General features: G+C 53.9%; 21 protein-coding genes. 12 read left to right on the forward strand and 9 right to left on the reverse strand.

Annotated elements, in window-relative coordinates; all coding sequences use genetic code 11:
* Nucleotides 1-43: 43 nt before the first annotated feature.
* The 4 genes from AC0VXT_RS02105 to AC0VXT_RS02120 form a co-directional block, all read right to left on the reverse strand.
* Nucleotides 44-985 (reverse strand): ABC transporter permease, encoded by a 942-nt coding sequence (locus tag AC0VXT_RS02105; RefSeq protein WP_475547306.1) that lies wholly within the window; start codon nucleotides 983-985, stop codon nucleotides 44-46.
* An 11-nt stretch (nucleotides 986-996) separates the two neighbouring features.
* Complete coding sequence (locus tag AC0VXT_RS02110) at nucleotides 997-2,067, reverse strand: ABC transporter permease (protein WP_475547307.1); 1,071 nt, start codon at nucleotides 2,065-2,067, stop codon at nucleotides 997-999.
* Nucleotides 2,064-3,674 (reverse strand): ABC transporter ATP-binding protein, encoded by a 1,611-nt coding sequence (locus AC0VXT_RS02115; protein WP_475547308.1) that lies wholly within the window; start codon nucleotides 3,672-3,674, stop codon nucleotides 2,064-2,066. The genes AC0VXT_RS02110 and AC0VXT_RS02115 overlap by 4 nt, the downstream gene beginning before the upstream one ends.
* Before the next feature lie 127 nt (nucleotides 3,675-3,801).
* On the reverse strand, nucleotides 3,802-4,809 hold the full coding sequence (locus AC0VXT_RS02120) for a BMP family protein (RefSeq protein ID WP_475547309.1): 1,008 nt from the start codon (nucleotides 4,807-4,809) through the stop codon (nucleotides 3,802-3,804).
* 476 nt (nucleotides 4,810-5,285) lie between these two features.
* Here AC0VXT_RS02120 and AC0VXT_RS02125 point away from each other — a divergent pair, with 476 nt between their 5' ends.
* On the forward strand, nucleotides 5,286-6,386 hold the full coding sequence (locus AC0VXT_RS02125) for a site-specific DNA-methyltransferase (RefSeq protein ID WP_022731599.1): 1,101 nt from the start codon (nucleotides 5,286-5,288) through the stop codon (nucleotides 6,384-6,386).
* Nucleotides 6,387-6,526: 140 nt separating this feature from the next.
* Nucleotides 6,527-6,736, forward strand: a complete 210-nt coding sequence (locus AC0VXT_RS02130) for a hypothetical protein (RefSeq protein ID WP_101303042.1) — start codon at nucleotides 6,527-6,529, stop codon at nucleotides 6,734-6,736.
* 98 nt (nucleotides 6,737-6,834) lie between these two features.
* Here the strand turns inward: AC0VXT_RS02130 and mutY are convergent, their stop codons facing one another.
* A complete protein-coding gene (gene mutY / locus AC0VXT_RS02135; protein ID WP_475547310.1) occupies nucleotides 6,835-7,908 on the reverse strand; it encodes an A/G-specific adenine glycosylase in 1,074 nt (357 codons plus the stop codon).
* Between the two features lie 69 nt (nucleotides 7,909-7,977).
* Here mutY and AC0VXT_RS02140 point away from each other — a divergent pair, with 69 nt between their 5' ends.
* The 9 genes from AC0VXT_RS02140 (at nucleotide 7,978) to AC0VXT_RS02180 (ending at nucleotide 17,368) form a co-directional block, all read left to right on the forward strand.
* The gene (locus AC0VXT_RS02140) at nucleotides 7,978-8,601 is read left to right on the forward strand and encodes a DUF721 domain-containing protein (protein ID WP_475547311.1); all 624 of its coding nucleotides are present in this window, start codon (nucleotides 7,978-7,980) and stop codon (nucleotides 8,599-8,601) included.
* 233 nt (nucleotides 8,602-8,834) lie between these two features.
* Entirely contained in the window at nucleotides 8,835-9,431 is a 597-nt protein-coding gene (locus AC0VXT_RS02145; protein ID WP_475547312.1) for a thioredoxin domain-containing protein, read from the forward strand.
* Nucleotides 9,432-9,507: 76 nt separating this feature from the next.
* Nucleotides 9,508-13,041 (forward strand): chromosome segregation protein SMC, encoded by a 3,534-nt coding sequence (gene smc / locus AC0VXT_RS02150; protein WP_475547313.1) that lies wholly within the window; start codon nucleotides 9,508-9,510, stop codon nucleotides 13,039-13,041.
* 65 nt (nucleotides 13,042-13,106) lie between these two features.
* Nucleotides 13,107-14,456 (forward strand): class I SAM-dependent methyltransferase, encoded by a 1,350-nt coding sequence (locus AC0VXT_RS02155; RefSeq protein ID WP_475547314.1) that lies wholly within the window; start codon nucleotides 13,107-13,109, stop codon nucleotides 14,454-14,456.
* 445 nt (nucleotides 14,457-14,901) lie between these two features.
* Nucleotides 14,902-15,258 (forward strand): AtpZ/AtpI family protein, encoded by a 357-nt coding sequence (locus AC0VXT_RS02160; RefSeq protein WP_028791436.1) that lies wholly within the window; start codon nucleotides 14,902-14,904, stop codon nucleotides 15,256-15,258.
* Between the two features lie 34 nt (nucleotides 15,259-15,292).
* Nucleotides 15,293-16,015: a F0F1 ATP synthase subunit A gene (locus tag AC0VXT_RS02165; protein WP_022731591.1), complete on the forward strand. Its 723-nt coding sequence runs from the start codon at nucleotides 15,293-15,295 to the stop codon at nucleotides 16,013-16,015.
* A gap of 60 nt (nucleotides 16,016-16,075) precedes the next feature.
* A complete protein-coding gene (locus AC0VXT_RS02170; protein WP_022731590.1) occupies nucleotides 16,076-16,300 on the forward strand; it encodes a F0F1 ATP synthase subunit C in 225 nt (74 codons plus the stop codon).
* A 74-nt stretch (nucleotides 16,301-16,374) separates the two neighbouring features.
* On the forward strand, nucleotides 16,375-16,860 hold the full coding sequence (locus tag AC0VXT_RS02175) for a F0F1 ATP synthase subunit B family protein (RefSeq protein WP_022731589.1): 486 nt from the start codon (nucleotides 16,375-16,377) through the stop codon (nucleotides 16,858-16,860).
* A gap of 4 nt (nucleotides 16,861-16,864) precedes the next feature.
* Nucleotides 16,865-17,368: a F0F1 ATP synthase subunit B family protein gene (locus AC0VXT_RS02180; protein ID WP_022731588.1), complete on the forward strand. Its 504-nt coding sequence runs from the start codon at nucleotides 16,865-16,867 to the stop codon at nucleotides 17,366-17,368.
* A 93-nt stretch (nucleotides 17,369-17,461) separates the two neighbouring features.
* Here AC0VXT_RS02180 and AC0VXT_RS02185 read toward each other — a convergent pair whose 3' ends face one another.
* Entirely contained in the window at nucleotides 17,462-18,427 is a 966-nt protein-coding gene (locus AC0VXT_RS02185; protein ID WP_475547315.1) for a glutathione S-transferase family protein, read from the reverse strand.
* A 156-nt stretch (nucleotides 18,428-18,583) separates the two neighbouring features.
* On the opposite strand from AC0VXT_RS02185, the gene AC0VXT_RS02190 reads away from it, so the two are divergent.
* Nucleotides 18,584-19,546 (forward strand): LysR family transcriptional regulator, encoded by a 963-nt coding sequence (locus tag AC0VXT_RS02190; protein ID WP_475547316.1) that lies wholly within the window; start codon nucleotides 18,584-18,586, stop codon nucleotides 19,544-19,546.
* 28 nt (nucleotides 19,547-19,574) lie between these two features.
* On the opposite strand, the gene AC0VXT_RS02195 is transcribed toward AC0VXT_RS02190, so the two are convergent.
* The 3 genes from AC0VXT_RS02195 to AC0VXT_RS02205 are packed head-to-tail and all read right to left on the reverse strand — an operon-like array spanning nucleotide 19,575 to nucleotide 25,329.
* The gene (locus AC0VXT_RS02195; RefSeq protein ID WP_475547317.1) at nucleotides 19,575-21,650 is read right to left on the reverse strand and encodes a hypothetical protein; all 2,076 of its coding nucleotides are present in this window, start codon (nucleotides 21,648-21,650) and stop codon (nucleotides 19,575-19,577) included.
* The gene (locus AC0VXT_RS02200; protein WP_475547318.1) at nucleotides 21,647-24,364 is read right to left on the reverse strand and encodes a DUF4159 domain-containing protein; all 2,718 of its coding nucleotides are present in this window, start codon (nucleotides 24,362-24,364) and stop codon (nucleotides 21,647-21,649) included. Before AC0VXT_RS02200 ends, AC0VXT_RS02195 begins: the two co-directional genes overlap by 4 nt.
* Nucleotides 24,361-25,329 carry a DUF58 domain-containing protein gene (locus AC0VXT_RS02205; RefSeq protein WP_276653475.1) on the reverse strand — a complete coding sequence of 323 codons (969 nt, stop codon included), beginning with the start codon at nucleotides 25,327-25,329 and terminating at the stop codon, nucleotides 24,361-24,363. The genes AC0VXT_RS02200 and AC0VXT_RS02205 overlap by 4 nt, the downstream gene beginning before the upstream one ends.
* Nucleotides 25,330-25,332 lie beyond the last annotated feature (3 nt).

Genomic DNA, 25,332 nt, shown 5'->3' on the forward strand with positions numbered 1-25,332 from the left:
TTGGTTGGTGGTGGCGAATTCGAGTTGGAGGTCTGCTGTCAGATTAGCGCTGCCCTTTGAACCAGGGGACCAAAAGTGCTTTGGGGTAATCAGCTTTGCGCGCAACCACGATCAAAGCAATGATCGAGAGGATATAGGGCATCATCAAGAACACTTGCGATGGGAAATACGCGCCTACTTCGGTTTGCAGGCGGACCTGAAACGCGTCAAATGCGCCAAACAGCAACGCACCAATAAGCGCCTTACCCGGTCGCCAGCTGGCAAAGACGGTCAGCGCAATACAGACCCAGCCGCGCCCGTTGATCATCCCAAAGAAAAACGCGTCAAAGGCCGACATGGTCAAGAATGCCCCGCCCAGCGCCATCAAGGCCGAGCCGACCACAACAGCACCAATGCGCAATCCGTAAACCGAAAGTCCCTGTGCTTCAACCGATGAGGGGTTATCGCCAACGGCCCGGATCGCGAGGCCAAGTGGGGTGCGATATAAAACCCAGCTGGTCACAAACACCAGCACAAGGGCCAGCATCGTCATCGCGGTTTGTGAAAATAAAGCCTGCCCGATAAACGGCAAGTCAGACAGTATCGGGATATCAAGCGGCTGAAACGGGATGATCCGCGGTGGCGAGGACACATCGGGCAATGCGGTGCGATAGGTGAAATACGACAGGCTGGTCGCAAGCAAGGTGACGCCAATGCCCGACACATGCTGGCTCAGGCCAAGTGGCACGGTCAGGATCGCATGGATCAGTCCGAAAAAGCCCCCGGCAAGGGCGGCAACCAAAACCCCGCCCCAAAGGCCAGCCCCCAGCCAAACAGCCATCCAGCCCGCCATGGCACCAGCGGTAAAAATGCCCTCGATCCCAAGGTTCAGTACACCGGCCCGTTCGCAAACAAGTGCGCCCAGCACCCCGAAAATTAGCGGAGTGGCAATGCGAATGGCGGCTTCCCAAAAACTTGCGGCCAAAAGGATATCAATGATTTCCATGTCTTTTCCCCTTAACCGGCTGTCTTTTTGCGGTCGAACCGGACTTTAAACCGGGTCAAAAATCCGCCGATCAAAACACACAGCAATGACATCGCAACAATCAGATCGGCCAGATAGCTTGAAACACCAATCGCCCGGCTCATGGAATCGGCCCCGACAAATACCGATGCAACGAAAAGTGCCGATATAATCACCCCCACGGGCGACAGGCGCGCCAACATGGCAACAACAATCCCGGCATAACCATATCCCGGTGACAAATCGGTTGCGAGATATCCACGCGTCCCGGCAACTTCGGAAACGCCAGCCAGTCCGGCCAAGCCGCCAGAAAGGGCGGCGACGAGGATCATGGTTTTGGTTACTGAAATACCGGAAAATTTCGCCGCCGCAGCGTTTTCACCAACGGCACGGATTTCAAACCCCCAGACGGTACGTTTGACAAAAACTGCCAAGCCACTTGCGGCAACCAGCGCAATTATCAGCCCCAAATGTACGCGCATGCGTTCCAGAAGTGGGGGCAAAATGGCACTATCAATGATTGGCTCGGACTGTGGCCAGCCCATCGACATTGGGTCTTTCAAAGCCCCTTCCAGCATCATTTGAACAAACAGTAAGACGATGAAATTCAAAAGAAGCGTCGTGACGACTTCATCAACACCCATGCGGGTTTTCAAAAGCGTTGGCCCGATCAGCATCAAGGCCCCGGCCAATGCGCCCGCAATCATGATCGCTGGGATCATGATCCAGCTTGGCCCGTCAATCACACCGGTTCCAACCACAACGGCCGCCATGGCCCCCATGTATAGTTGACCTTCGGCACCGATGTTCCAAAGCTTGGCGCGAAACGCGATGGCAGCCGCAAGGCCGGTCAGGATCAAGGGCGTGGCGCGGGTCAGCATTTCGGAAGTCGAGAAGACCGAACCAAATGCACCAGTGATCATAAGGCCATAGGCGTCAATAATCGGCGCGCCGGCCAAGGCCAGTGGAATAGCGGCAAGCAGGATGGCAAAGACGGCGGCGAAAACCGGAACACCATAGACAAGGATCGGGCCGGGATTGGATCTGGGTTCGAACCGGATCATGCCTTTTCTCCCTGATGGATGGTGTTGCGGGTTGGTGCTTGTTGGGCGTCGGCTTTGGTTTGCCCAGCCATCATCAGCCCAAGCTCGGATCGGTCAATCGCATCGGTTGGAATGGCTGATGAAACATGACCGGCGTGAATAACGGCAATCTGGTCTGAGATCGTCAAAAGTTCGTCCAAGTCTTCGGAAATCAGAATAACCGCTGCCCCGTTTTGCCGCGCTTCAAGCAGGCGACGGTGGACTTCGGACTGCGCACCAACATCAAGACCGCGTGATGGCTGATTGGCCAAAATCAGTTTTGGTGATTTTTCCAAAACGCGGGCCAGAATAAGTTTTTGAATATTACCGCCCGACAGCAATCTTGCCGGTGCGTCCGGGCCGGGGCAACGTACATCGTAATCCTTGATTGCCTGTTCGGCGCGTTTGCGAATGGCGGCGAAATCAAGGAAGCCGAATTTTTGGTAATCCTTTGACCGGACGTCTTCGATGGCGATGTTCTCGGCAACACTCATAGATCCGACCATGCCATCGTGATGGCGGTCTTCGGGGATACGGGCAATGCCGTTCTGGGCAAATTGATGGGCATCGAATTTTGTAACGATTGCTTCAAAAATCTCGACAGTGCCGCTATCGGGTTTATCAAGACCAGCAAGCAATTGTGCCAGTGCGGCCTGCCCATTGCCCGATACGCCAGCAATGCCAAGAATTTCACCTTCGCAGGCGGTCAGGCTTACACCATGAAGGGATCGTCGAGCATCGCCACGATCAATCGTCACATCTGACAATCGCAACACAGGTGCACCTGGTACGCGTTCGGTGCGGCGGCTGACCGGGACCTCGCGACCGACCATCAGTTCGGCAATTGAGCGATGATCGGCATCGCTTGTTTGCATTTCACCGACTTTTTTACCGCCGCGTAAAACCGCAATACGGTGCGACACGGCAAGGACTTCGGCGAGTTTATGGGCAATGATGATGACCGAAAGGCCGGTTGCGGCCAGTTGGCGCAAGATGACAAACAGGCTGTCGGCTTCTTGCGGCGTCAGTACTGCGGTGGGTTCATCGAGAACCAGCAAGCGCGCGTCGCGATAGAGCGCCTTTAGGATTTCAACGCGCTGCTTTTCGCCGACGGTCAGTTTGTGCACCGGCTGATCAAGATCGACATTCAGGCCTGATCCCGACATCAGATCCGCCAGCTTGGCGCGTGCCGCCGTCCGGTCGCGCCGCAGTCTGAAGATCGGTTCGGTTCCAAGAACGATGTTATCTAGCCCCGACAGGTTTTCCGCCAAGGTGAAATGCTGATGAACCATGCCGATCCCGGCATCAAGGGCAGCTTGCGGTGCGCCGGGTTCAAGCTGTTCAAGATTGCCATCGCGATTGGTGACCGTGACGGTGCCTTCATCGGCAACGTAATGGCCAAACAGGATGTTCATCAGGGTGGTTTTGCCAGCACCATTTTCGCCAAGAAGGGCAACGATTTCGCCCTTATGGACCGTAAGGTCGATGGCATCATTGGCAATCAGCGGGCCAAATTTCTTGGTAATCCCTGCAAGCTGAAGCAGCAAGTTCTGGGACGTTTCATGTGATGAGTGCGCAGCAGATGACATCCGGGTGATCCGTTTGGTTTTTATGCGTCACGCTGAGGGGCGATTAAGGTGGTGCGTGGCCTGTTGGCCCAAAAAAGAAAGGGCAGATCGGCTTTTATACCGAACTGCCCTGCATTTTAAGGAAATCTTACATAGAAGATTTCGGTTCTTCGTCATTCACCGTGACGGTGAACTTGCCGTCAAGAATTTCAGCTTTCTTGGCCTCGACGTCTGCAACCGTGCCATCGGGCAAAAGTGCCGGGTCAAGCACGACGCTGCCGCCGTCGTATTCCATGTAGCTGAATTTGCCGTAATTTTCGGCTTTGAACTCACCGGCTTTGACCGCCTCAATCGCGTGGTCAACGGTGGCTTCCATGTGCCAAAGGGCCGAGCCCAGAATGGTCGACGGGTAATCCGCCGCGGTGTCGATCACGTTGCCAACGGCAAGGATATTGCGTTCCTTGGCGGCATCGGAAACGCCAAAGCGTTCGGCGTACATGATGTCGGCACCTTTATCGATCATGGCAAAGGATGCTTCTTTGGCCTTGGGCGGATCGTACCAGCTGTTGATGAAGGTCACCATGAATTCAACATCCGGATTGACCGATTTGGCACCTTCCATGAAGGCATTCATCAGGCGGTTTACTTCCGGAATGGCAAAACCACCGACCATGCCGATCTTGTTGGTTTTGGTGGCCGCACCGGCCGCCATGCCAACCAGATAGCTTGGCTCATGGATGTAGTTATCAAAGACCGAGAAGTTTTCGCCTTCCGGGCCAAAACTTGATCCCATCAGAAACGCAGTTTCCGGATACTGTGCAGCGACTTTACGTGCAGCACGCTCGACACCAAAAACTTCCCCCAAAATCAGGTTGGAGCCATTTTCGGCATATTCGCGCATGACGCGCTCATAATCGGTATTGGCAACGTTTTCGGAAAATTCATAGGAAATGTCACCGCGTTCTTGGGCTGCGTTCAGCGCCTTGTGGATACGCGAGACCCACTGCTGTTCGACCGGAACGGTATAAATTGCCGAAACTTTGATCGGATCAGCGGCCTGTGCCGGCGCGCCAAAGCCAAATGACACCACCGCTGCTGCGGCCGCCATGGCCGAAAGCAGTGTACGGCGGGAAAGGCCGAATGTACCAGACTTCATTATGTCCCCCTGAAGGTTATTGCCGTTGTGCGAAGTTCAACTTTTATGGTCAGTTTGTGAGCAGATTGTATACGCGATCAGAAAAGAGGCAAGGCAAGTTCTGTCCAAATGGTCAGTTTTCGCCTGTTACGCTAAGTATTTGGGATGACATTCAGTTTTGAGGATGTGTCTGGCGTGCAGAAGGCTATGGCCTTGCGTCTTTAAGATGATGCGCATTGTTCTGAATGAGTGTTTTGCACGGCAATGAGGGGGCTATTCTGCGGAGTCTGACCGGTCTGACCGGTGAAAGACGCCTCGGCGGGACACGATCCAAAATCTTCCGGTTTTTGAAGCAGACCGGTTAAGATTGTCTAAACAGTCAGCGCACTTTCTAACACAATGCGAATCCTTGAAAAATTTCGGAGTCGGTTAACTCTTTCATTAACTATTTCGGTTGATGCTTTGGTCAAGTTTCAAGGGGGAACCTAGAAGGCATCATGACAAAAAAGACATCTTTACCACTTGATCAGGTTTTGGTTGGCGACTGCATCGAAATGATGAACAGCCTGCCAGAGAAATCCGTTGATCTAATTTTCGCCGACCCGCCCTACAATCTTCAGCTTGGCGGTGATCTTCTGCGTCCGAACAACTCCAAGGTTGATGCGGTCGATGATCACTGGGACCAGTTTGACAGTTTCCGTCACTATGACGAGTTTACCCGCGACTGGCTGACAGCAGCGCGCCGTGTGCTTAAAGACACCGGTGCGATTTGGGTGATCGGTTCGTACCACAACATTTACCGCGTTGGTAATACGCTTCAGGACATTGGGTACTGGATCCTCAATGACATTGTCTGGCGTAAAACCAACCCGATGCCGAATTTCCGTGGCAAGCGGTTCTGCAACGCGCATGAGACGCTTCTGTGGTGTTCGAAAAGCGAAGAGCAAAAAGCAATCACGTTCAATTACGAAGCGATGAAGCAGCTTAATGAAGGCTTGCAGATGCGCTCGGACTGGTTGATGCCGATTTGCTCGGGCTCGGAACGTCTCAAAGACGACAACGGTAAAAAAGTCCATCCGACACAGAAACCCGAAGCCTTATTGCAGCGGGTTCTGTTGGCAACCACCCGTCAGGGGGATGTTGTGCTTGATCCGTTCTTTGGCACCGGGACGACGGGTGCTGCGGCGCGCCGTCTTGGACGCCACTTCATCGGGCTAGAGCGCGAAGAAACCTATGCCGAGGCCGCCCGTGAACGGATTGCCAAGGTGCAGATGCTTGATGGTGACAGTCTTGAAGTTACCGAGTCGAAACGCTCTTTGCCGCGGATTCCGTTCGGCGCCGTGATCGAACGTGGCCTGCTGTCGCCGGGCGAGAAAATTTATGACAACCGTGGCAATGTTGCCGCGATGGTCCGTGCTGATGGCTCCATCAGCCATAAGGATAATGCGGGTTCTATCCATCAGATTGGTGCCCGTGTACAAGGCGCAGAAGCTTGTAATGGTTGGACTTATTGGCATTACAAATGTGATGGCCGATTGGTTTCGATCGACAATCTGCGCAGCCAGCTTCGCAAGGAAATGGGTCAGGTCCCCGCCTGATCCTGATCGGGAATTCCCGGTTAAATCTATGATGCCTAAAAGCCGACGTGGTTTAAAAACACGTCGGCTTTTGCATTTTCAGGCGAAAGTTGTTATGTCTTAGGTCTTGAACTTATCCGTAAGGATAGATGGAGGCGAAAATGCAGGCAGGACCAGTAGGTGGTGCAGGATACGCACCAAACCCGATCCAAATTCAGCAGGCGACAGCACCGATTGCTGAAACCGGCAGCAATGACTTGCAGTCCCCATCGTCACAACGTGTCGAGCAAACAGCAGAAGCAGAAACTTCGCAACAGGCTGCTCCAACGCCCACCGAGGGCCGAGGACAGGTTATCGATATCTACGCCTGATCGCGCCGTGCGAGTTTACAAAATGACAAAGGCCCGTGGTTTTAATCACGGGCCTTTGTTTTGGTTACCTCAAAGACATGTCGTTTTTGACTGGGGCTCTAACGATACGTCAGCGCATGTCGGACAATTTTTTTCATCACGGTCGGCAGGGCAAAATCGGCCAACCCGTCAATGGTTGTCCAACTGCCGTCCATCTGGTCAGCCTGATCAGCGGGCAGGGTCGTGGCCAGAACGCTGACGTTCAGGTGAAAATGGGTAAAGGTATGCCCGACAGTACCTTCAAGTTCTGACCATTTTGCCGTTATCGGCGCTTCGGACAGCATGACGTCGTCGGGTGTCTCAATGGCGCGCCAGTCACTGCCCGGAACCTCATAAAGCCCACCGAGCAATCCTTTTTCCGGGCGACGCCGGACCAGAATGCGACCGTCATCTTCGCGTCGTATCCAGAATGCATAGCCAACCCGCGTTGGTTTGGCAGCCTTTTTACGTTTTTTGGGAAGATCGGGTGCGATGCCTGATTTGCGGCCTTCGCAATCGGCCTGCCATGGGCAGATGCCACAGGCCGGATTGCGCGGGGTGCAGATGGTCGCGCCCAAATCCATCAGCGCCTGAGCATAATCGCCCGGTCGGTCTGACGGGGTCAGGGCTGATGACTTTTCCTTAATTTCCGGCTTTACATCGGGAAGCGGCGTTTCAAGCGCAAACAACCGCGAAATCACCCGTTCGATATTGCCATCCACCGGGCTCGCATGACGGTTAAAGGCAATGGCGGCAACCGCGCAGGCGGTATAGGGGCCAATACCGGGTAATTTTAACAGGCCTTCCTCGGTATCAGGGAAGATGCCATCATGTTCGTCTGCGACAACTTTGGCACACTTATGCAGATTGCGCGCCCGGGCATAGTAGCCAAGCCCTTGCCAACCATGCAGAACATCATCAAGTTCAGCACGGGCTAGGTCGGTGACAGTCGGCCAGCGCTGCAAAAACGCATAAAAATACGGACCCACCGTTTGCACGGTAGTTTGTTGCAGCATAATTTCGCTGAGCCATACATGATATGGATTGGGCAAATCGCCCGGCTCTGATCGCCACGGCAGGGTGCGATGATGGCGATCATACCATTCAAGCATGCTGCGATTGAGGCGATGTATTTCCTGATTGGTGAAATGCACGGCGTTCCCGTGTTATGTTGCGGGTTGAATGACGGGTAATTTTGATCTGACCCTACGAAAGAAGCGGGCGTGAGCAAGAAAAAAGATATCACCGATACGAATGCAGGGTCCGCAGCGGATCAGGTGTCGGGCGACGTGGCGGCAAAAAACGCCGTCAAAAAGAGACAGAATATCACCCCGATGGGCAGTTCCGAACGGCGCAATGGTCTTCGTAATGTTGCGCCACTTGTCGGCAACCTAACACGTCCGTTGGTGCGTAAGCGCGGTTTTTTCCAAACTGAAATTATCCTGCATTGGGCTGAAATCGTCGGACGTGATCTGGAAAAATTCACGATGCCGGTCAAATATATCCAGCCACGCGGTGAAAATGCCGGTGGCGGGACATTGGTCATTCGGGTCAGTGGTCCGGTCGCGATCGAACTTCAGCACCGCATGCCCCAGATCATTGACCGGGTGAATACCTATTTCGGGTATCGTGCTGTTGAACGGATCAAAATGATGCAGGGCGATATATCGCGCCCTGAGCGCACGGTTCATACGCCGACATCGGTTCCCGAAGGCAATATTGCCAAGGCCAGTGAAATCAACATCGCCAAAATCGAAGATCCGCATTTGCGCGAAGTCCTGACCCGGCTTGGGCGTCACATCGCCGGGGCAACTGGTGGTCTTCGGCCCAAGGATGGCAAAAAATAACCTTGCACAAACAGGACAATCCGTCCCAAACAGGCGATCTGTTTTGACCCGCGATGGGCATTGGGCCCGTCGGAAGATATCGAATCATTTTATTGGAATGTACGATCACGGAGTTGCCGCATTTTCCCGGCAGCTTGGCGACTCGTTGGTGCGATAGCTGTTTTGGCGCGCGTGTTGACTCCCGCGCTGCAACAGGCTTGTAATCACAAAACTTTGTTTTAACGGAGGTTTCCTTGCTAAAGGCAGTTAAGTTTTTTGCTGGCGCGTTTTTGTTGGCGCTCGGCGTTGTTAGCGCACAACCGTCACAGGCAGCAGAATGGAAAGAACATGTTCTGGGCGATGCCGATGCGCCAGTGACGATTATTGAATATGCTTCTTTGACCTGTCCGCACTGTGCTGCGTTCCACAATGAAGTCCTGCCTGAAATCAAGGAAAAGCTGATTGATACCGGCAAGGCGAAAATGATTTTCCGTGATTATCCGCTTGATGGTATCGCCCTTCGCGCGGCAGCCGTTGCGCAGTGTGCCGGTGATGACCGTTATTTCGGTGTTTTGAGCATGCTGTTTAAATCGCAGATGACCTGGGCCCGTTCGGAAGACCCGATTGAGGGCATCAAACAGGTTGTGCGGTTTGGCGGCATGAACGGCGATGCGGTTGATGCGTGTCTGGCCGACGAAGCCATGATTGATGCGATTGTTGCATCGCGCATGAGGGGTGAGCAGGAATACAGCGTTTCATCTACGCCAAGCTTTATCATTGATGGTGAAACCATTGCTGGTGCACGTGAAGCTGAATTCTTTATCGACAGAGTCGAAGACCTTATCGACTGATAAAATAAGATCTGCCGGGTACCGTCTGGGACGGTGTCCGGCGACAGGGGCAAAAGGTGCGGACCGGGGGACATGATTGGTCCAGTTTAAATCGTTACGGCTGACGGGGTTCAAATCCTTCGTCGATTCAACAGATCTTCTGGTTGAAGACGGGCTGACAGGTGTTGTCGGCCCGAACGGCTGTGGCAAATCCAATCTTGTCGAAGCGCTGCGTTGGGTCATGGGGGAAACCTCGGCCAAGCAAATGCGTGGTTCGGACATGTCCGACGTTATTTTTGGCGGGACATCGTCGCGACCTGCGCGCAACGTGGCCGAAGTTAGCGTGACGCTTGATAACAGCGAACGCAAAGCCCCCGCCATGTTCAACGATTTCGAAATGCTTGAAGTCACACGGCGTATTGAACGCGGCGGCGGATCAAATTACCGGGTAAATGGCAAGGATGTGCGTGCGCGCGATGTCCAATTGCTGTTTGCCGATGCCGCGACCGGTGCGCGTTCCACAGCCATGGTCTCCCAGGGTAAAATCGGTGCGTTGATTGGTGCAAAACCAAGCCAGCGCCGCCTGATTTTGGAAGAAGCTGCCGGGATTACCGGCCTGCATTCGCGCCGCCACGAAGCCGAACTTCGACTGAAAAATGCCGAACAGAACCTTGAACGTCTTGAAGACGTCCTTGTGACTCTCGATGGGCAAATTGCATCCTTGCAAAAACAGGCACGACAGGCCGAACGGTATCGGAAACTCAGCATCGGTATCCGCCAGACCGAAGCACTGTTGTTTCATATCCGGTGGACGGACGCACAGAAACGCCAGGAAGACGCCCGTGAAGTGCTGGTGGCCGGTGAAAGTGCCGTGCGTGACCTGACATCGTCAGTCACCGAAGCCACCACCGTTCAGGCCCATATTGCCGCAAGTCTGCCCGACCTTCGAAAAAAAGAAGCCGATGCCGCCGCCGCCCTGCAACGTCTTTTGATCGAGCGCGAAGGTCTGGATAAGGATAAAGCCCAGATCGAAACCCAGATGAGCCAGCTGCGTGGGCGCATTCAGCAAATTGATGCCGATCTATCGCGCGAAGCCGAACTGGCAAGCGACGCACATGGCGCGCTTGAGAAGTTGAAAGCCGAGGGCGAAGAACTGCGTGATGCGCAGGGTGGTGAGGATGACGAGCTTGATATGGCCAAGGAAACGGCTGCTGAAAAGGCGCTGTTTGTCGAAGAGCTTGAAGCCGAGGCCGAAGCCCTGACCAGTAAGGTTGCCGACGAAGAAGCACGCCTGAAATCGGTTCAGCAACGTCTTGGTGAACTCAATGGACGGCGCAATCGCCTGACCGAGCGCCACGACGAAGCCGTTGCCAAACTTGACGATATTCGCATCGAAGCAGACTTTGACGAGGCTCTTGAAGAAGCAAGCATGCATCTTGAAGAGTGCGAAGAGCTGTGTGAGCAGCGCAAAATGGCAACCGAAGAAGCCGAAATGCGCTTGGCCGAATTGCGCGACCGCGAAGACAATCTGAAAACGGCTGAAAACGACGCCCGGGATGCTCTGCGTGATGCTGAAAGCAAAAAGTCGCGCCTTCAGGCGGAAATAGAAGCCCTTGAAAGCCTGCTTAAAGGCAACGCCGATCAACAACACCGCGCCGTGATCGAAGATATTTCTGTGCAAAGCGGTCTTGAACTGGCGATGGCGGCTGCGCTTGGCGAAGACCTTGATGCGCCCGATGCCGATGACGCACCGATGCATTGGACGGTGATTGATCCGGCCACGGATGATCCTGCCTTGCCCGACGGGGTCGCTGCTCTTGCCAAGTTTGTCGAAGCACCGGCCCTTTTGAACCGCCGTCTTTGGCAGATCGGGATTGTTGATGACGAGGCAACCGGCAATTGGCTGGCCAAGAACCTGAAGGCAGGGCAGCGGCTTGTCTCACGCGAAGGCGCGCTTTGGCGCTGGGATGGCTATCGTATTTTGGCGGGGGCAGAATTGCCGGCTGCTGTTCGCTTGCGTCAGCGTAACCGCCTTGAAGAATTGCGTGGCGAACTTGAAGAAGCCGAGGCCATCGTCGAAACGGCAAGCGAGCGTTCAGAAATCGCCAACGAAAATGTCGAACGCCTCGAAGAAGAAATCGAAAGGGCCCGTGCTGCCGAACAGGAAACTCATCGTGCGGTGCGTGAAGCCGAAGGCACTCTGTCGCGTGCCCGCGAAGAAATCGCCAACATCAAACGCGATGCCAGTGCAATCGAAGGCCGTCTGCAAAACGCAGAAGAAGCCGAAAAGCGCGCCAAACTGGACCTTGATGAAGTCATCGCCGAATACAACGAGCTGTCAGCTCTGCCCGAAGAAAGCAGCGAAGGGCTGATGGAAATCAAGGCCGAACTGATTGAAAAACGCGCCAATCTGGCCGATGCGCGTGCCGATCAGATGGAAGCCAGAAGTCAGCTTGATCGCATGTTGCGTGATATGTCGGGCAGACGGAAGCGTCTTGAATTTGTTGAAAACGAAATTTCATCCTGGAATGAACGGGCGTCCGGTGCGGGGGAACGGGTTTCAGAACTGCGCGAACGTCAGGAAGAAGCCCGGATGGAGATCGAGGAGCTTGAACTCAAGCCCGAAGAGATCGAAGAACGCCGCGCGATCCTGTCTGACCGAATTGATCTTTCCGATCAGACCCGCAAGGACGCGGCCGACGCATTACAGCGTGCCGAAAATGCTCAGCGCGAAGCCGACGTTAACCTGAAAGAAGCCGAACAGAAACTGGCCGAAGCCCGCGAGGGGCGCGTGCGCTGTGAAGCCCTTTTGGAGCAGGCCGAACAGCATCGTCGCGACTTGATCGAACGCATTCGCGAACGGATCAATGCGACGCCAGACCAATTGGTTGAGCTGGGTGAAATTGACCTGACCAAGGAACTTCCCGGCGAGGGTGATATCGACGCCCGTCTGCAACGCCAATCGCGTGAGCGTGAAAATCTTGGTGCGGTCAACCTCAGGGCCGAAGTTGAACTTGCCGAGATGCAAGAACAAAAAGATACCATGGTGTCTGAGCGTGATGACCTGACCGCCGCGATTGACAAATTACGCAACGGCATCAATCAGCTGAACCGCGAAGCACGTGCGCGGCTTAAAGTTGCCTTTGACGAAGTCAACAAACATTTCCAGCAGTTGTTTGTTCGCCTGTTTGGCGGCGGTGGCGCGCATCTGATGCTGACCGATGCCGATGATCCGCTTGAAGCCGGGCTTGAGATCATGGCATCCCCGCCGGGCAAGAAATTGCAGCATCTGTCATTGTTGTCGGGCGGTGAGCAGGCCTTGACAGCGGTCGCACTTTTGTTTGCGGTCTTCCTGACCAACCCGGCACCGATTTGCGTGCTTGACGAGGTCAACGCCCCGCTCGATGACGCCAATGTCAACCGTTTCTGCAAGCTGTTGGAAGCGATTGGCCGACACGCCAATACCCGCTTCCTGGTCATCACCCACCATCGCATGACCATGGCCCGGATGAACCGGCTGTTTGGGGTGACGATGGCAGAACGCGGCGTTTCATCACTTGTGTCGGTCGATCTGCATCAGGCAGAAGTCTATTCCAAGAAAGAACAGACCGAACTTGATTTCACCGATTAGGTCACTTTCCTATGGCGGCTTGGAATGTTACACCTCTTTGAAATTCAATGAAGGTGAAGGCGGCAATGTCCCAAAAAGTGCGTGAACTCTATGAACAGTATCCCTATCCACTGCGTGACCCGCAGGAGGAAAAGGACCGTTTGCTCATGCCACCGATGGATAGCTTGTCACGGATTAATCATTATGGCTTTGCCGGGCGCAAAGTGATCGATAACAACTTCCGTGCGCTTGTCGCCGGGGGCGGCACCGGCGATGCCATGATCTGGCTTGCCGAGCAACTGCGCGACGCCGGGGGCACGGTGACCTATCTTGAGCCGTCGCTTGCCAGTACCAAGGTTGCCCGTGCGCGCGCCGAGGCACGCGGGCTTGAAAACGTTACCTATGTCAATATGACGATATCCGACTTTGCCGCGTCAAAACCCGATGGATTTGATTACATCAATTGTGCGGGTGTGCTCCATCACCTTGAAGACCCCGAAGAAGGCCTGCGCGATTTGACGATGGTCCTGAAGCCAGATGGGGCGATGGGGGTTATGGTCTACGGCGAACACGGGCGTCTGGCGGTTACAGAATGGCGCAAAATGGTCGCACCACTTTTGCCCGAAAAGGATCTGGGTGCGCAATTAGCGATGACCAGAGCACTCTTGGCCGACCTTCCCGAAGACAACATGTTGCTTAAAATGGGCGGCGGTCCGGGCTTTATCAAAGGGTTGCTTGAAAACGATCCGGAAATTGTCGATTTGCTGCTCCACCCCGTGGAATGTGCCTATGACGTTCACGGGGTGTATGACTTTGCCGCCTCGGCCGGATTGAAGGTTGCGGCCTTTACCGGGTTCTTTGGTTTTGGCGGCACGGGCAAGGCGCATTACGCCATCGAAAACCTTGTGCGCGATCAACGTACCTTACGCGAATTGGCGACCAAGCCACTACGCGATCAGCAGGCCTTCTGTGAACGGTTTAGCGGGGCGATGCCGCTGCATGCGTTTTATCTGACCAAAGCCAAATCTGGGGCGGCAGACGATGCACAAGGTGCCGGTGGCGTGTTACCCGACGCAGATTTGGCGCCTTATTTCTTTGTCCGGCCGAACGAGACGTTTTTTGACGATCTGATCGCGCTTTCGGGGCAGCCGGTTTTGATCGAAGATGGCAGCGGGAATGCAATTGACCTGACCGGCGGGCCTGATTTGGCAAAACTGCTTTCTGTGTTTGACGGGACCAGAACGATTGAACAGCTTATTGCCGTTCTGCGTGATGAAATTCTGGATCGCCAACCCATCGACATGAACCAGATCGCCGCAAACACCCTAGGCGCTGTTTGGGCCTTGTTTAACAAGTTCGACTGGATGCTCGCCGCACTTCCTAATGGATGGCAACAGGCTGATCAGCAAAGAACACTTTCGGTGCGTAAGCTGTAATTTTCGGATATTTCGGACGCCCCGGCGCGGTGTGCGATGACGGTGAATCGGCCTTGGTAAAATCGCACTGTCTGGTTTCAAATTGCCTTTGGCGGGTGAAATATCGGTCACTTTGGTTGAAAACGCCCGAATAGATTGAAATTAAGATTAACTGTGATCTTGGGCACTCGATGTGCTTAAATGTGTAAGAAACAAGGAAAACCGCCGGTTGCAGCGGATGTTGCCCGTGATAGGGCCGTATAGTCGTCTGCAACTATCGCCTAACGTCAAATGTGTTTTCCTTCACATTATAGCGATTAAGTCTTTATTTTTCAGATGCTTAGGTGACTTATTGAGTGCCCTGTCGGGTGGGGTTTTACAGCTTGACAGCCCATGGGGTGCTAAGTATGTTGCCCGCGCATTTCCTTGCGACGTTTGCAAGGCTGCTAAAGCGGGGTTCACGACGATGAGCGATGACAAAGATCGCGCTTCATTAGAAGAGCTTGAGACGAAGCTTTCGGCAGTCGCGCACAAACGCGAAGAAAAGCACAGCCCGAACCGGGCGACTGGTAAACCATCCCAAGGGATGGCAATCGGCATGAGGATTTCGGCGGAAATGATCGCTGCGGTTCTTGTTGGTTTGCTGATTGGCTGGGCGCTGGATCGGGTGCTTGATACGACCCCTTGGCTTATTGTTCTGTTTGTCTTTCTCGGAGCAGGGGCTGGAGGTTTAAACGCTTATCGCGTTGCCAAAGGATACGACAGTGCTGTCGGACTTGGGCGTGCGATGAGGGAGCGCAGCAAGCAGGGCGACGAGGATTAACCTCGAAACCTTATAATATTGAGCGAGGATTACGGTGGCTGGACCGCTAGAGCAGTTTGAAATCAAACCATTGGCCGATCTTTCGGTTGGCGGTATTGACGTTTCCTTCACCAACTCCGCACTTTGGATGGTGATCGCAGCCGTTCTGGTAACGTGCTTCATGACGATGTCTATGCGTCGTGGTGCATTGGTTCCCGGACGCTGGCAGGGTGCTGCCGAGGTGATGTATGAATTCGTCGCCAATATGCTCAAAGATAACGTTGGAAGTGCGGGACGTAAGTATTTCCCGTTCATTTTCACGCTTTTCATGTTTGTGATGTTCGGGAACCTGCTTGGCATGATCCCGCACAGCTTTACTTTTACGAGCCACATCGCGGTTAACTTCGCGCTGGCTCTGGTGATTTTCATTGGTGTGACGGTCATCGGCTTTATGCGTCATGGTACGCATTACTTCCGGATGTTCTTCCCGGAAGGCGCGCCGATTGCGACTGCGATCATTTTGATCCCGATTGAAATCATCTCCTATTTCTCTCGTCCGTTCAGCTTGGCGATCCGACTGTTTGCAAATATGACAGTTGGCCACATCATGCTGAAGGTTATCGGTGGGTTCGTCGGCCTGATTGGCATTCTTGGCGTGCTTCCGTTTGCTCTTCTGACGGGGATTACTGTTCTGGAGTTCGGCATTGCTGCGCTTCAGGCTTATGTGTTCACAATTCTCACCTGCATCTATCTCCATGATGCAATCCACATGCACTGATGTGTGTGGTTTGGTGTGATCTCTTCTGATTGCCTTTAAGAAATTCGAAAGGGTGAAGTTATGGAACTCGATGCTGCAAAGATGATCGGTGCTGGCCTGGCTGCTATTGGTATGATTGGTGCCGGTATCGGTGTCGGTAACATCTGGTCAAGCCTGATTGCCACTGTTGGCCGTAACCCGGCTGCCAAAGCTGATGTAGAACTTTATGGCTGGATCGGTTTTGCCGTTACCGAAGCTATTGCGCTTTTCGCACTTGTCGTTGCGCTGATCGTTCTCTTCGTATAATCGGCGCCTTTTGAGCGAATACTCGGCCCGGCGAGGAACGCCCTCGCCGGTGTCGTTGAATTCGGGAGTAGGCTATGCCGCAGTTTGATATTGCGACGTTCTCAGAACAGATTTTCTGGCTGTTTGTTATTTTCACCATCTTGTATTTCTTGATGTCGAAAATTGCGCTGCCAAAAGTCGGTGAAGTTCTTGAACGCCGTCAAAAGAACATCGAAGACAATCTTGGCAAGGCTCGGGCGTTGAAAGACGAAACCGATGCCGCCATCGCGAAGTACGAGGCTGCTTTGGCAGAAGCTCGTGATGCTGCGCAAGCAGATATTCGTGAAGCTTCGGAAAAGGCTGCTGCAGAGCAGGCTAAAAAAACCGAAGCACTGGTCAAGAAGCTGTCTAAAAAGACATCTGATGCCGAAAAGGCAATTGTGGATGCCAAAACGGATGCGATGAAAGGTGTTGCGGAAGCAGCCTCTGAAATCGCCCGCGAAGCAACCGACAAACTTATCGGCGTCAAGGTTCAGGCCAAAACTGCCGACAAGGCTGTTTCGGCTATTGTAGGAGAGTAAGATAATGGCAACCCATGAGGTTACTTTCCTTACCGATCCATACACATGGACCACGCTTTCGTTCGTTTTGGTCGTTGGGTTTGGCGGGTTCAAAGCCGTCAAAGGGATCTCTGCTGCACTTGATAAACGTGCAAAGAAGATTTCCGACGACATTGACGAAGCTCAGCGTCTTCGCGAAGAAGCTCAGGAGCTTCTGGCCAATTATCAGGCCAAACAACGCGAAGCCCTGAAGGAAGCTGACGAGATCCGCGCGCATGCCAAGGCAGAAGCCGACCGTATGCTGGAAAGCGCCCAGGCTGAGCTCAAAGCGGCACTTAAACGCCGTGAACAGCAGGCTCTGGAACGTATCTCCAATCTCGAAAGCCAGGCGGTTGCCGAAGTTCGTGCGCATGTCGCCGAAATCGCAACCAAGGCGACCATGGCCCTTGTTTCTGACAAGGTTTCTGGTGCCAAGGCTGACGAACTGGTTGATAACGCGATCGCGGAAATCAAGGGTCGCCTGAACTAAGATTTTCCGTTTTACGGATTTAAAAACCCCGCAGCACTGCTGCGGGGTTTTTTGTTTGTCTGATGACAATCATCACATGACTGCTTGGGGCTGTTATGAAGGTTTGAACCTGTCGCGGTCATGGGGCGCATCGAAATCAAGAGCCGGCCCAATTGGCACCACGCCGTGCGGGTTGATGGTCGGATGGCTTTGATAATAGTGGTTTTTGATATGGTCAAAATGGACCGTTTCTTTGATCCCGGGATGTTGATAGAGCGCGCGGGTATAGTTCCAAAGGTTTGGATAATCGCGCAGCATCCGCAGATTGCATTTGAAATGCCCGTGATAGACCGGATCAAACCGCACCAGTGTCGTAAACAGCCGCCAATCGGCCTCTGTGATGCGATCGCCCGCAAGGTAAGGCTGGGTAGATAAAATGTCTTCAATCCAGTCCAGTGCGTTAAAAAGCGTCTTGGCAGCGTCTTCATAGGCAGACTGTGTTGTGGCGAAGCCGGATTTGTAAACGCCGTTGTTGATCTCGTGATACACGCGTTCATTTACTTGGTCGATTTCGCCGCGCAAATCTTCCGGGTAATAGTCGCCGGGCTTTGCGCCAACATCGTCAAACGCGCTATTTAGCATGCGGATGATTTCGGACGATTCATTGCTCACAATGCTGTTGGTTTTCTTGTCCCAAAGGACCGGAACGGTAACACGGCCAGAATAATCCGGTTTCGCATCGGTATAGACCTGATGCATGAAATCGCGGTCGGCCAGATCGTCAGCCAAACCTTCTTTGCGCGAAAACTCCCAGCCGTTTTCTGCCATATGCCAGTGAACCACAGACACAGAAATCATGTCCTCAAGGCCCTTAAGCGCGCGCATGATCAATGCGCGATGCGCCCACGGGCAGGCATAGGAAACATAAAGATGGTAACGGCCTGCTTCGGCGGGGAAACGGGCATCGGTATCTTTGGATAGCCAATCGCGAAACGCAGAATCCTGACGTTTGAATTTTCCGCCCGTGCTTTTGGTATCGTACCACTGATCTTGCCAGCGTCCTTCGACCAACAGTCCCATCTTGTTTCCTCCGGCGTCGTCGTTTTGGATTTAGGGGATCTGCTTTACGCGATCCTGTCCGTATTGTCGTCATTTCCGCGTTGAAGACAATTAGGTGATGTGACATTAATTTGTTTCCAAACAGGCAACAGTTTGGCGGCAGGCAGGAGCAAAGTAATGTTGATCGGAAATCTTGATGCGATGACTGTTTTCGCCCGTGTGGTTGAAGAACGCAGTTTTTCAGGAGCGGCGCGAAAGCTCGGTATGTCAAAATCTGCTGTCAGCAAACATGTGACCAAGCTTGAAGACAATCTTGGCATTCGGCTTTTGAATCGAACCACAAGACGGTTGAGCCTGACCGATGCCGGATCAACATTTTATCAGCATTGCGCGCGTGTGGTCGAAGAAATCGAAACCGCCGAGCATGCCCTGACCGATTTACGCGGTACTCCGCGCGGGACATTGAGAATATCGGCACCCCTGACGTTCGGGCAGATGTATTTGCCTGCCCTTGTCACAGAGTTCATGGAACAGTATCCCGGTCTGCATGTTGACATTCATCTGGCCGATCATATGGTTGATCTCGTCGCCGAAGGTGTTGATATGGCGATCCGTATTACCAGACTGAAAGACTCAAGTCTGATCGCGCGCAAGCTGGCTGATTTTTCCAGTCACATCGTCGCGGCACCATCGTATTTGCAAGAACATGGCGAACCGAAAACGCCACAAGACCTGACCCAGCATAAAACACTGTCCTACACCAACCTTCCCAGCCCGAACATCTGGGATTTCAACGGACCGGACGGACAGGTCAGCGTGCGTGTTGACCCGGTTTTATCGTGCAATAACGGTGAATTTACCTCGACCGCTGCAATTCGCGGGCTGGGTATCGCGCGCGAGCCGGAATTCATTGTCGCCCAAGCCCTTTTGGATGGACGTTTGGTGTCGATCCTAAAGGACTTTAATGCCGATAGCGGCGGGGGCATTTACGCGGTTTACCCCGAACGTCGCCATTTGCCGACAAAGGTTCGGGTCTTTATCGATTTTCTGGTGGATAAGTTCCGGGGCGGATTATGTTCGTTCCATCAACAAACCTGCGCTGAAGTGGCCCAAGGCAAAGGCCCCATTCGTTCGTCATAGTGGCCCAAAGGCAAAATGGCGGTTCGACCTATTTGCTTTCTACCCGCCAGCCAACCAGACAAATCGCGCCGATCAACAGCGCAATCAACGGGATCGGCAATAGATTGGTGATGCCACCAACAATGGTGCGATAGCTGTCTGTTTCAAGAAAACCTGCCCAGTTCAATCCATGCCGAACCCGGTCGCTTGGGATATGACGGAAATCGGGAAGCCCGTTTTCAATACGCCCGATATATCCATCATTTTGCGCAACCAATCCGGCAAGGATTTCGGGGGTGGAATTTGTATTGCGTGATTCGGCGGTCAAGACGTCGCGATCAACATGCAAAGCCGTTTGGGTTCGGTCACTAAGGTCTCGCCCTCTCACCCGGATCAATCCGCGTTCAGCCATGGGAACAACCGCCTGCCATGTCTGGTCGGGTTGTTTTTCAAAGGCGGCATTTACCTGTTCACCGGTTTCGGGGTTGATCACACTTCCAATTTCAGGATTTGCCCCAATTTTTCGCCAATTCAGGATCAGGCTTTCGCCATCTGCACTGCGTACGGTCGATATGGTGTTTTCATCGAGTGCCGGTTCTTTCATCAACCAATGCGATAACCGGCGCAGCAGTTCGGCCACCGGGCCACCACCATCATGACCGCGCTGCCAAAGCCACATCTGATCGGAGCTGAGCATCGCAACCCGGCCTTCTTCGACCCTTTGCAAGGTCAATAGCGGCATATCATCCGCACCTGTCATCAGTGTCATGACATCGGGATCAGATGTTCTGGTTTCGATTTGCCGGTACCAACGTCCCCATTTGGGCGGGGTGCTTGGCGAGCCGGCAATTGCGGCTGTGACGGGATGTAACCGGCCGGCATCGTTCACGCGCGGTACAAACGGTTGTTCCATAATCCGGCCGGTCGCAACCGCGGGCATCAGGTCATTTAGCACCGTACTCGAAAGCCCGTCTGCCCCGATATATTCCGGCCCGGCGACCACCAGCGCCGCACCACCCCACTTTACGTAGTCGACAACCTTTTCCAGATAATGAGCCGGCAGCACACCGCGCATTTGATAACGATCAAAAATGATCAAATCAAACTGGCGAAGGCGCACTTCAAACAGGTCACGAATGGGAAAAGGAATAAGAGCCAATTCATTGATCGGGGTGTCATCGCCCTTTTCGGGCGGGCGCAGGATGGTGAAATGCACAAGATCAACCCCCGGATCAGCCCGTAAAAGATTACGCCATGCACGTTCACCCGGATGAGGTTCCCCCGATAACAAGAGTACCCGCAACCGGTCGCGAACCCCGGTGGTTTCAAGGATCAGGCGGTTGTTGGTTTGATCGGTTTCATCTTCGATCTCGTCCATGCGAAGTTCGGCCAAAACCGGTCCTGCATGAGGAACCGGGATGTTGATGCGGTGTTGTTCATTGGCAGGTAGGTAGATTTCTTTCTCGGTGCCATCTTCAAGCAACATGCGCACGGCAATCGGTGTGCCTTTGGCTAGGTCATGATCAATGGCCTCGACCATGAATTCCGCATCCTTGCCAACAATGCCGTAATCGGCACTTTGACGAATTTGCAATCGTCTGTCGTGTTCGTCTTCATGTCCAGTGATCAACACATGCAGTGGCGCGCCCAGATCAAGGCGGGCGGGCACATCGTGCACCTGACCATCGGTGATCATCATTATCCCGCCAAGCCGTTCACGGGGAATGCCACCAAGCAAGCGATCAACAACCGCAAACATGCGGGTATCAGATTGGCCTGTGACATCCTCAAACCGCAGTTCAATCGTATCATTGTCGGCAAAACGGTCGCGAAGTTGCTTGATCGTTTCGTCGGTTTGCTCGGACCGGTCGCCAATTTCCTGGCTTGCACTGCGATCCACAAGGACCAGCACAATGTCGCTCAATTTTTCACGGTCCTGATCGGCAAACTGTGGTGCCAACAGTGCAAGCAGCACAAGTACCATCACCACCCCGCGCCAGATGGTGCCGCGCAGTCGAAATAGGGCAAAAACCACCACCGCAATCAGGCACAGCACAGCCAGAATTTGCAAAATACCGATATCAAGCAAAGGCGATATCTGAAGGTTCTGCCAGTCTTGGGTCATCGGCCAAGCCTTTCAAGGATGGCGGGTAAATGTACCTGATCACCCTTGTAGCTGCCGGTAAGCGCATACATCACAAGATTAACGCCAAATCGAAACGCCATTTCGCGCTGTCTTGGTGAAATATCCTCGGCGCGCATTTCTTCGCGGCCTTCGGGTAACATCCATGCCGATGCCCAGTCGTTGCCCCCAAATAGCACCGACGCCACACCATCCAGACGTTGATCCGGGCGGGCATCAAGCCAAATGGGGGCCGAAAACCGGCCATAGGCATGATCAAGCAGATAAAAACTGCGAAATACGATGTGATCGCCCGGTGCACGGTCAAGGATCGGGATTTCAAGCCCGGCCAGAAGGCGACGCAACCGGGCGGGTTCAACTTCGCGGTCGCGGCTGTCGATCAGGATCATGCCCCCGTTTTCAAGGTACTTGTTCAACCGGTCACGTGCCCGTTCAGAAAACGGTTTCTGACCATCGACAAGCGGCCAGTAGATCAAGGGATAAAAACTCAGTTCGTCCGTTTCCGGATTGACCCCGTTGACACTGCTAAGATCGGCCGCACTGCGTTGACGCAGGATTTCGGTTAATCCTGCCATGCCCGCCTGACTAAGCCGGTCCACCGGTGCAACGCCGGTTTCAAAATAGGCCAATCTAGGCGACAGGGCTGCTTCCTGAAGGGTTGCGGCATTACCATCGGTCGTCGATGTCAGCATCACGGTGATGGTCGACGTGCCAAGCATTGCAAGTGCGATGACGGTGGATGTCACCGCATTGCTTTGCCGGTTGCGGCGCAGACTGACGTGATGCACGGCCAATAAGGTAAGCCCATCGACCAGCAATAAAAGCAACGCCCCAATCAGGCACAAGGCGGCAAGATCAATCTGGTTATGATCCGTGATTTTGCGTTTATCAATCCCGGATGGCCACGTCACATCATTGGCAAGTGATCCCAGAAACGGACCAAGGTTCAGGGCAACTGCCTGACCGTTTTCGCCGTAAATGCCGGGCGGATGACGTGGTGTCGGTGTGGCGAGTGGTGCGCGAAGGGGCAGGATCATCGCATCGGGTTGATGGGCCTGTCCAAACCCGTCAAGGACCGATTGCGGCGGTAAACTGGTTTGCAGTTCGCCACTGTTGGGATTGCTCGGACTGGCAAGTGGCAGGATTCTTTGCCACAGCTCAACAAACAGTCCCGACATCGGCAAGTTCGACCAATCGGCCCATGGGGTGACGTGAAACAGCACAAGGCGTCCGGCATTTTGCGCGGAGCTGGTAATCAAGGGGGTGCCATCCGTCAGGCGCGCCCAGGTTTTACTCAAAATATCGGGGTCTGGTTCGGCCAGCAATTGCCGGGTAATGGTAATTTCCGGTGGAATGGTAATGCCAAAAAACGGGCTGGTTTCGGGGAAATCAAGCAATCGTTTTGGCTTTTCCCACGACATGGAACCGCCAAAGTCGCGATTGCCCAAACGCAAGGTGACGGGTAAAAACTCATTGCCGATTTCTGTCGAACTGTCGCCAGCAAACCGCACCAGCATGCCGCCGTCGTTGACCCATCTTTCAAGGTTTTTATGTTGGCTGCCCAATCCAGAAATCGGGCCGGTTGCCACCAGAACATCGACTTTCTGTTCCAGCAATTTGCCAAGCGGCTGATAGATGACTTCGGCATAGGGGGACAGCGCCCGATCAAGGAAGAAATACCGGTCCGATAAAACCGCCGGACTGTCCCCGGAGCTGACGATCACACCCACGCGACGTTGTTGCCAACGCGCACCTGTTTGAAACACCGTCGCGGCACTTTCGCGTCCCTCAATGCCGACGGTTTGAATGGCATTGGCGATATCACTTGGCAAAAGAACGGTCAGTTCGGTTTGTTCAGTATCGGCAGCAATTTCGGCATTGTGGCGCAACAGGACCGATCCACGTTCGCCGCGTGCAAGAAGATTGATCGTGCGGGCCGTGTCGCTGCGATTATGGGAAAGTGTGGTGATCAAGCCAGTGCGTGACCGGATCAGGGACCGTACCGCCATTCGATCATTAATCGTCGGTTCGATCACCGTGATCGGGGCAATTTGAAGAAGCTCCTCGGCAAGTTCGGATTTGCCGGGGTTTGCCATCTGGTCGCTGAGCCAAAGCACACTGCCAATCGTCGTGTTCATTTCCTGTTGATTGGAAATCAGATCAGACAGGGCGAAATAATCAGCTGCCCACGGACGCGGTTGTAACCGGCCAATAAGGTCTTGCGCCCCGCGCGGCGAAAGTGGGCCGACAATATCGGGCAGTTTCCACGTGGTTGCACCGGCGGCCTCGGGGGCGGTACGGGCGATATAAACCGATTGCAGATCAAACCGTGCCTTATTGATGATCTGATCCAAGGCTGAGCGGTATTGTGACCACTCGGATGCACTCGACCAGCCATTATCGACAATGATCAAAATCGCGCCGTTGTTTTGAACAAATTCGTTTCTGTTCATCACCGGGCGGGCTGCTGCGACAATCAGCAAGGTCAGAATAAGACAGCGCAGAATGGTTTGCCAGATTGGCGCACGCTGAACATCCCGGCGCTGGCTTTTTAAGCCGCGCAACAATCGGGCTGCGGGAAACGTGATTTGCTTTGGCGCACGCGGGGCGGAGCGTATCAACAGCCAGACAATCGGCAGGACCATAAGGCCTGCCAGCATCGCCGGATACAGGAATGTGATGGCCGAAAGGCTCATGACGTCTCCTGCGTTTTATGACCGTCCGGGATGGGGCGGTTCAGGTTGGGGCGCCCACGCCCGTTTGACCCGCTTTGGTTCTGTCGTTCGCTAAGATGTTGATACAGTGCTAGCAGGGTTGGGCTTGCACTTTCCGATGTGACGTGACGGTCGCACAGCCAGTCGTTCTGGCGCGCAGCATCACGGACATCTGCCCGCCACTTTTGTGCCCGGCTTTTGAAACCCTCGGCGATGTCTTCGAATTTCTCGCTTTTGAAAATCAGGGTGTCATTGGAATCAAGGAAATTGACCCGCCCCTGAAACGGCGGCGAGATTTCGGCAGGGTCCAGAATATGAACCAGTGCGCCGTCATTCTGATATTGGCCCAAATGACGGACGGCATTTCGTGTCTGGGTGCCGTGATCGGCAAATTCCAGAAAATCGCCCAACACCAAAACAGAATGTTTGCGCCCGGGATGCATATTCAGGCCCTGTTCGGCGATGCTTGGCGGAGTGGCCAACATGGCATGTGCCAGTTTTTCCAGATGTTCGGCGGATGTAACCCGGGTACGTTCGACATCAAACGTGCCAACAGTTTCACCATTTCGGATCAAAAGGTCGGCCAGCGCAATCGATATGATAAGCGTGCGTTCGGCCTTGCTTGGAATGTCGCGCGCAGATGACCAATACATGGATGGCGATAACACCGGCCAGATCCAGTAATTATGACTGGCCTGCCATTCAGTTTGGCGGATAAATGTATGATCACTGCGTGCGGAGCGGCGCCAGTCGATCTGATTGGTTGGATCGCCCGGAACATATGGCCGGAACTGCCAAAAATCACTGCCCGGCCCGACCTTGCGGTTGCCATGCAATCCCCCGCGCAGACTGATGGCTGTCCGGCGGGACTCATCAATCAGTTGGGGCAGTCGTGCCGCCAGCGCACGGGCAGCAGCAACATGATCATGCACGGCATTGAGCGCCAATTC

The organism is Thalassospira sp. Z349TD_5, assembly GCF_056173045.1.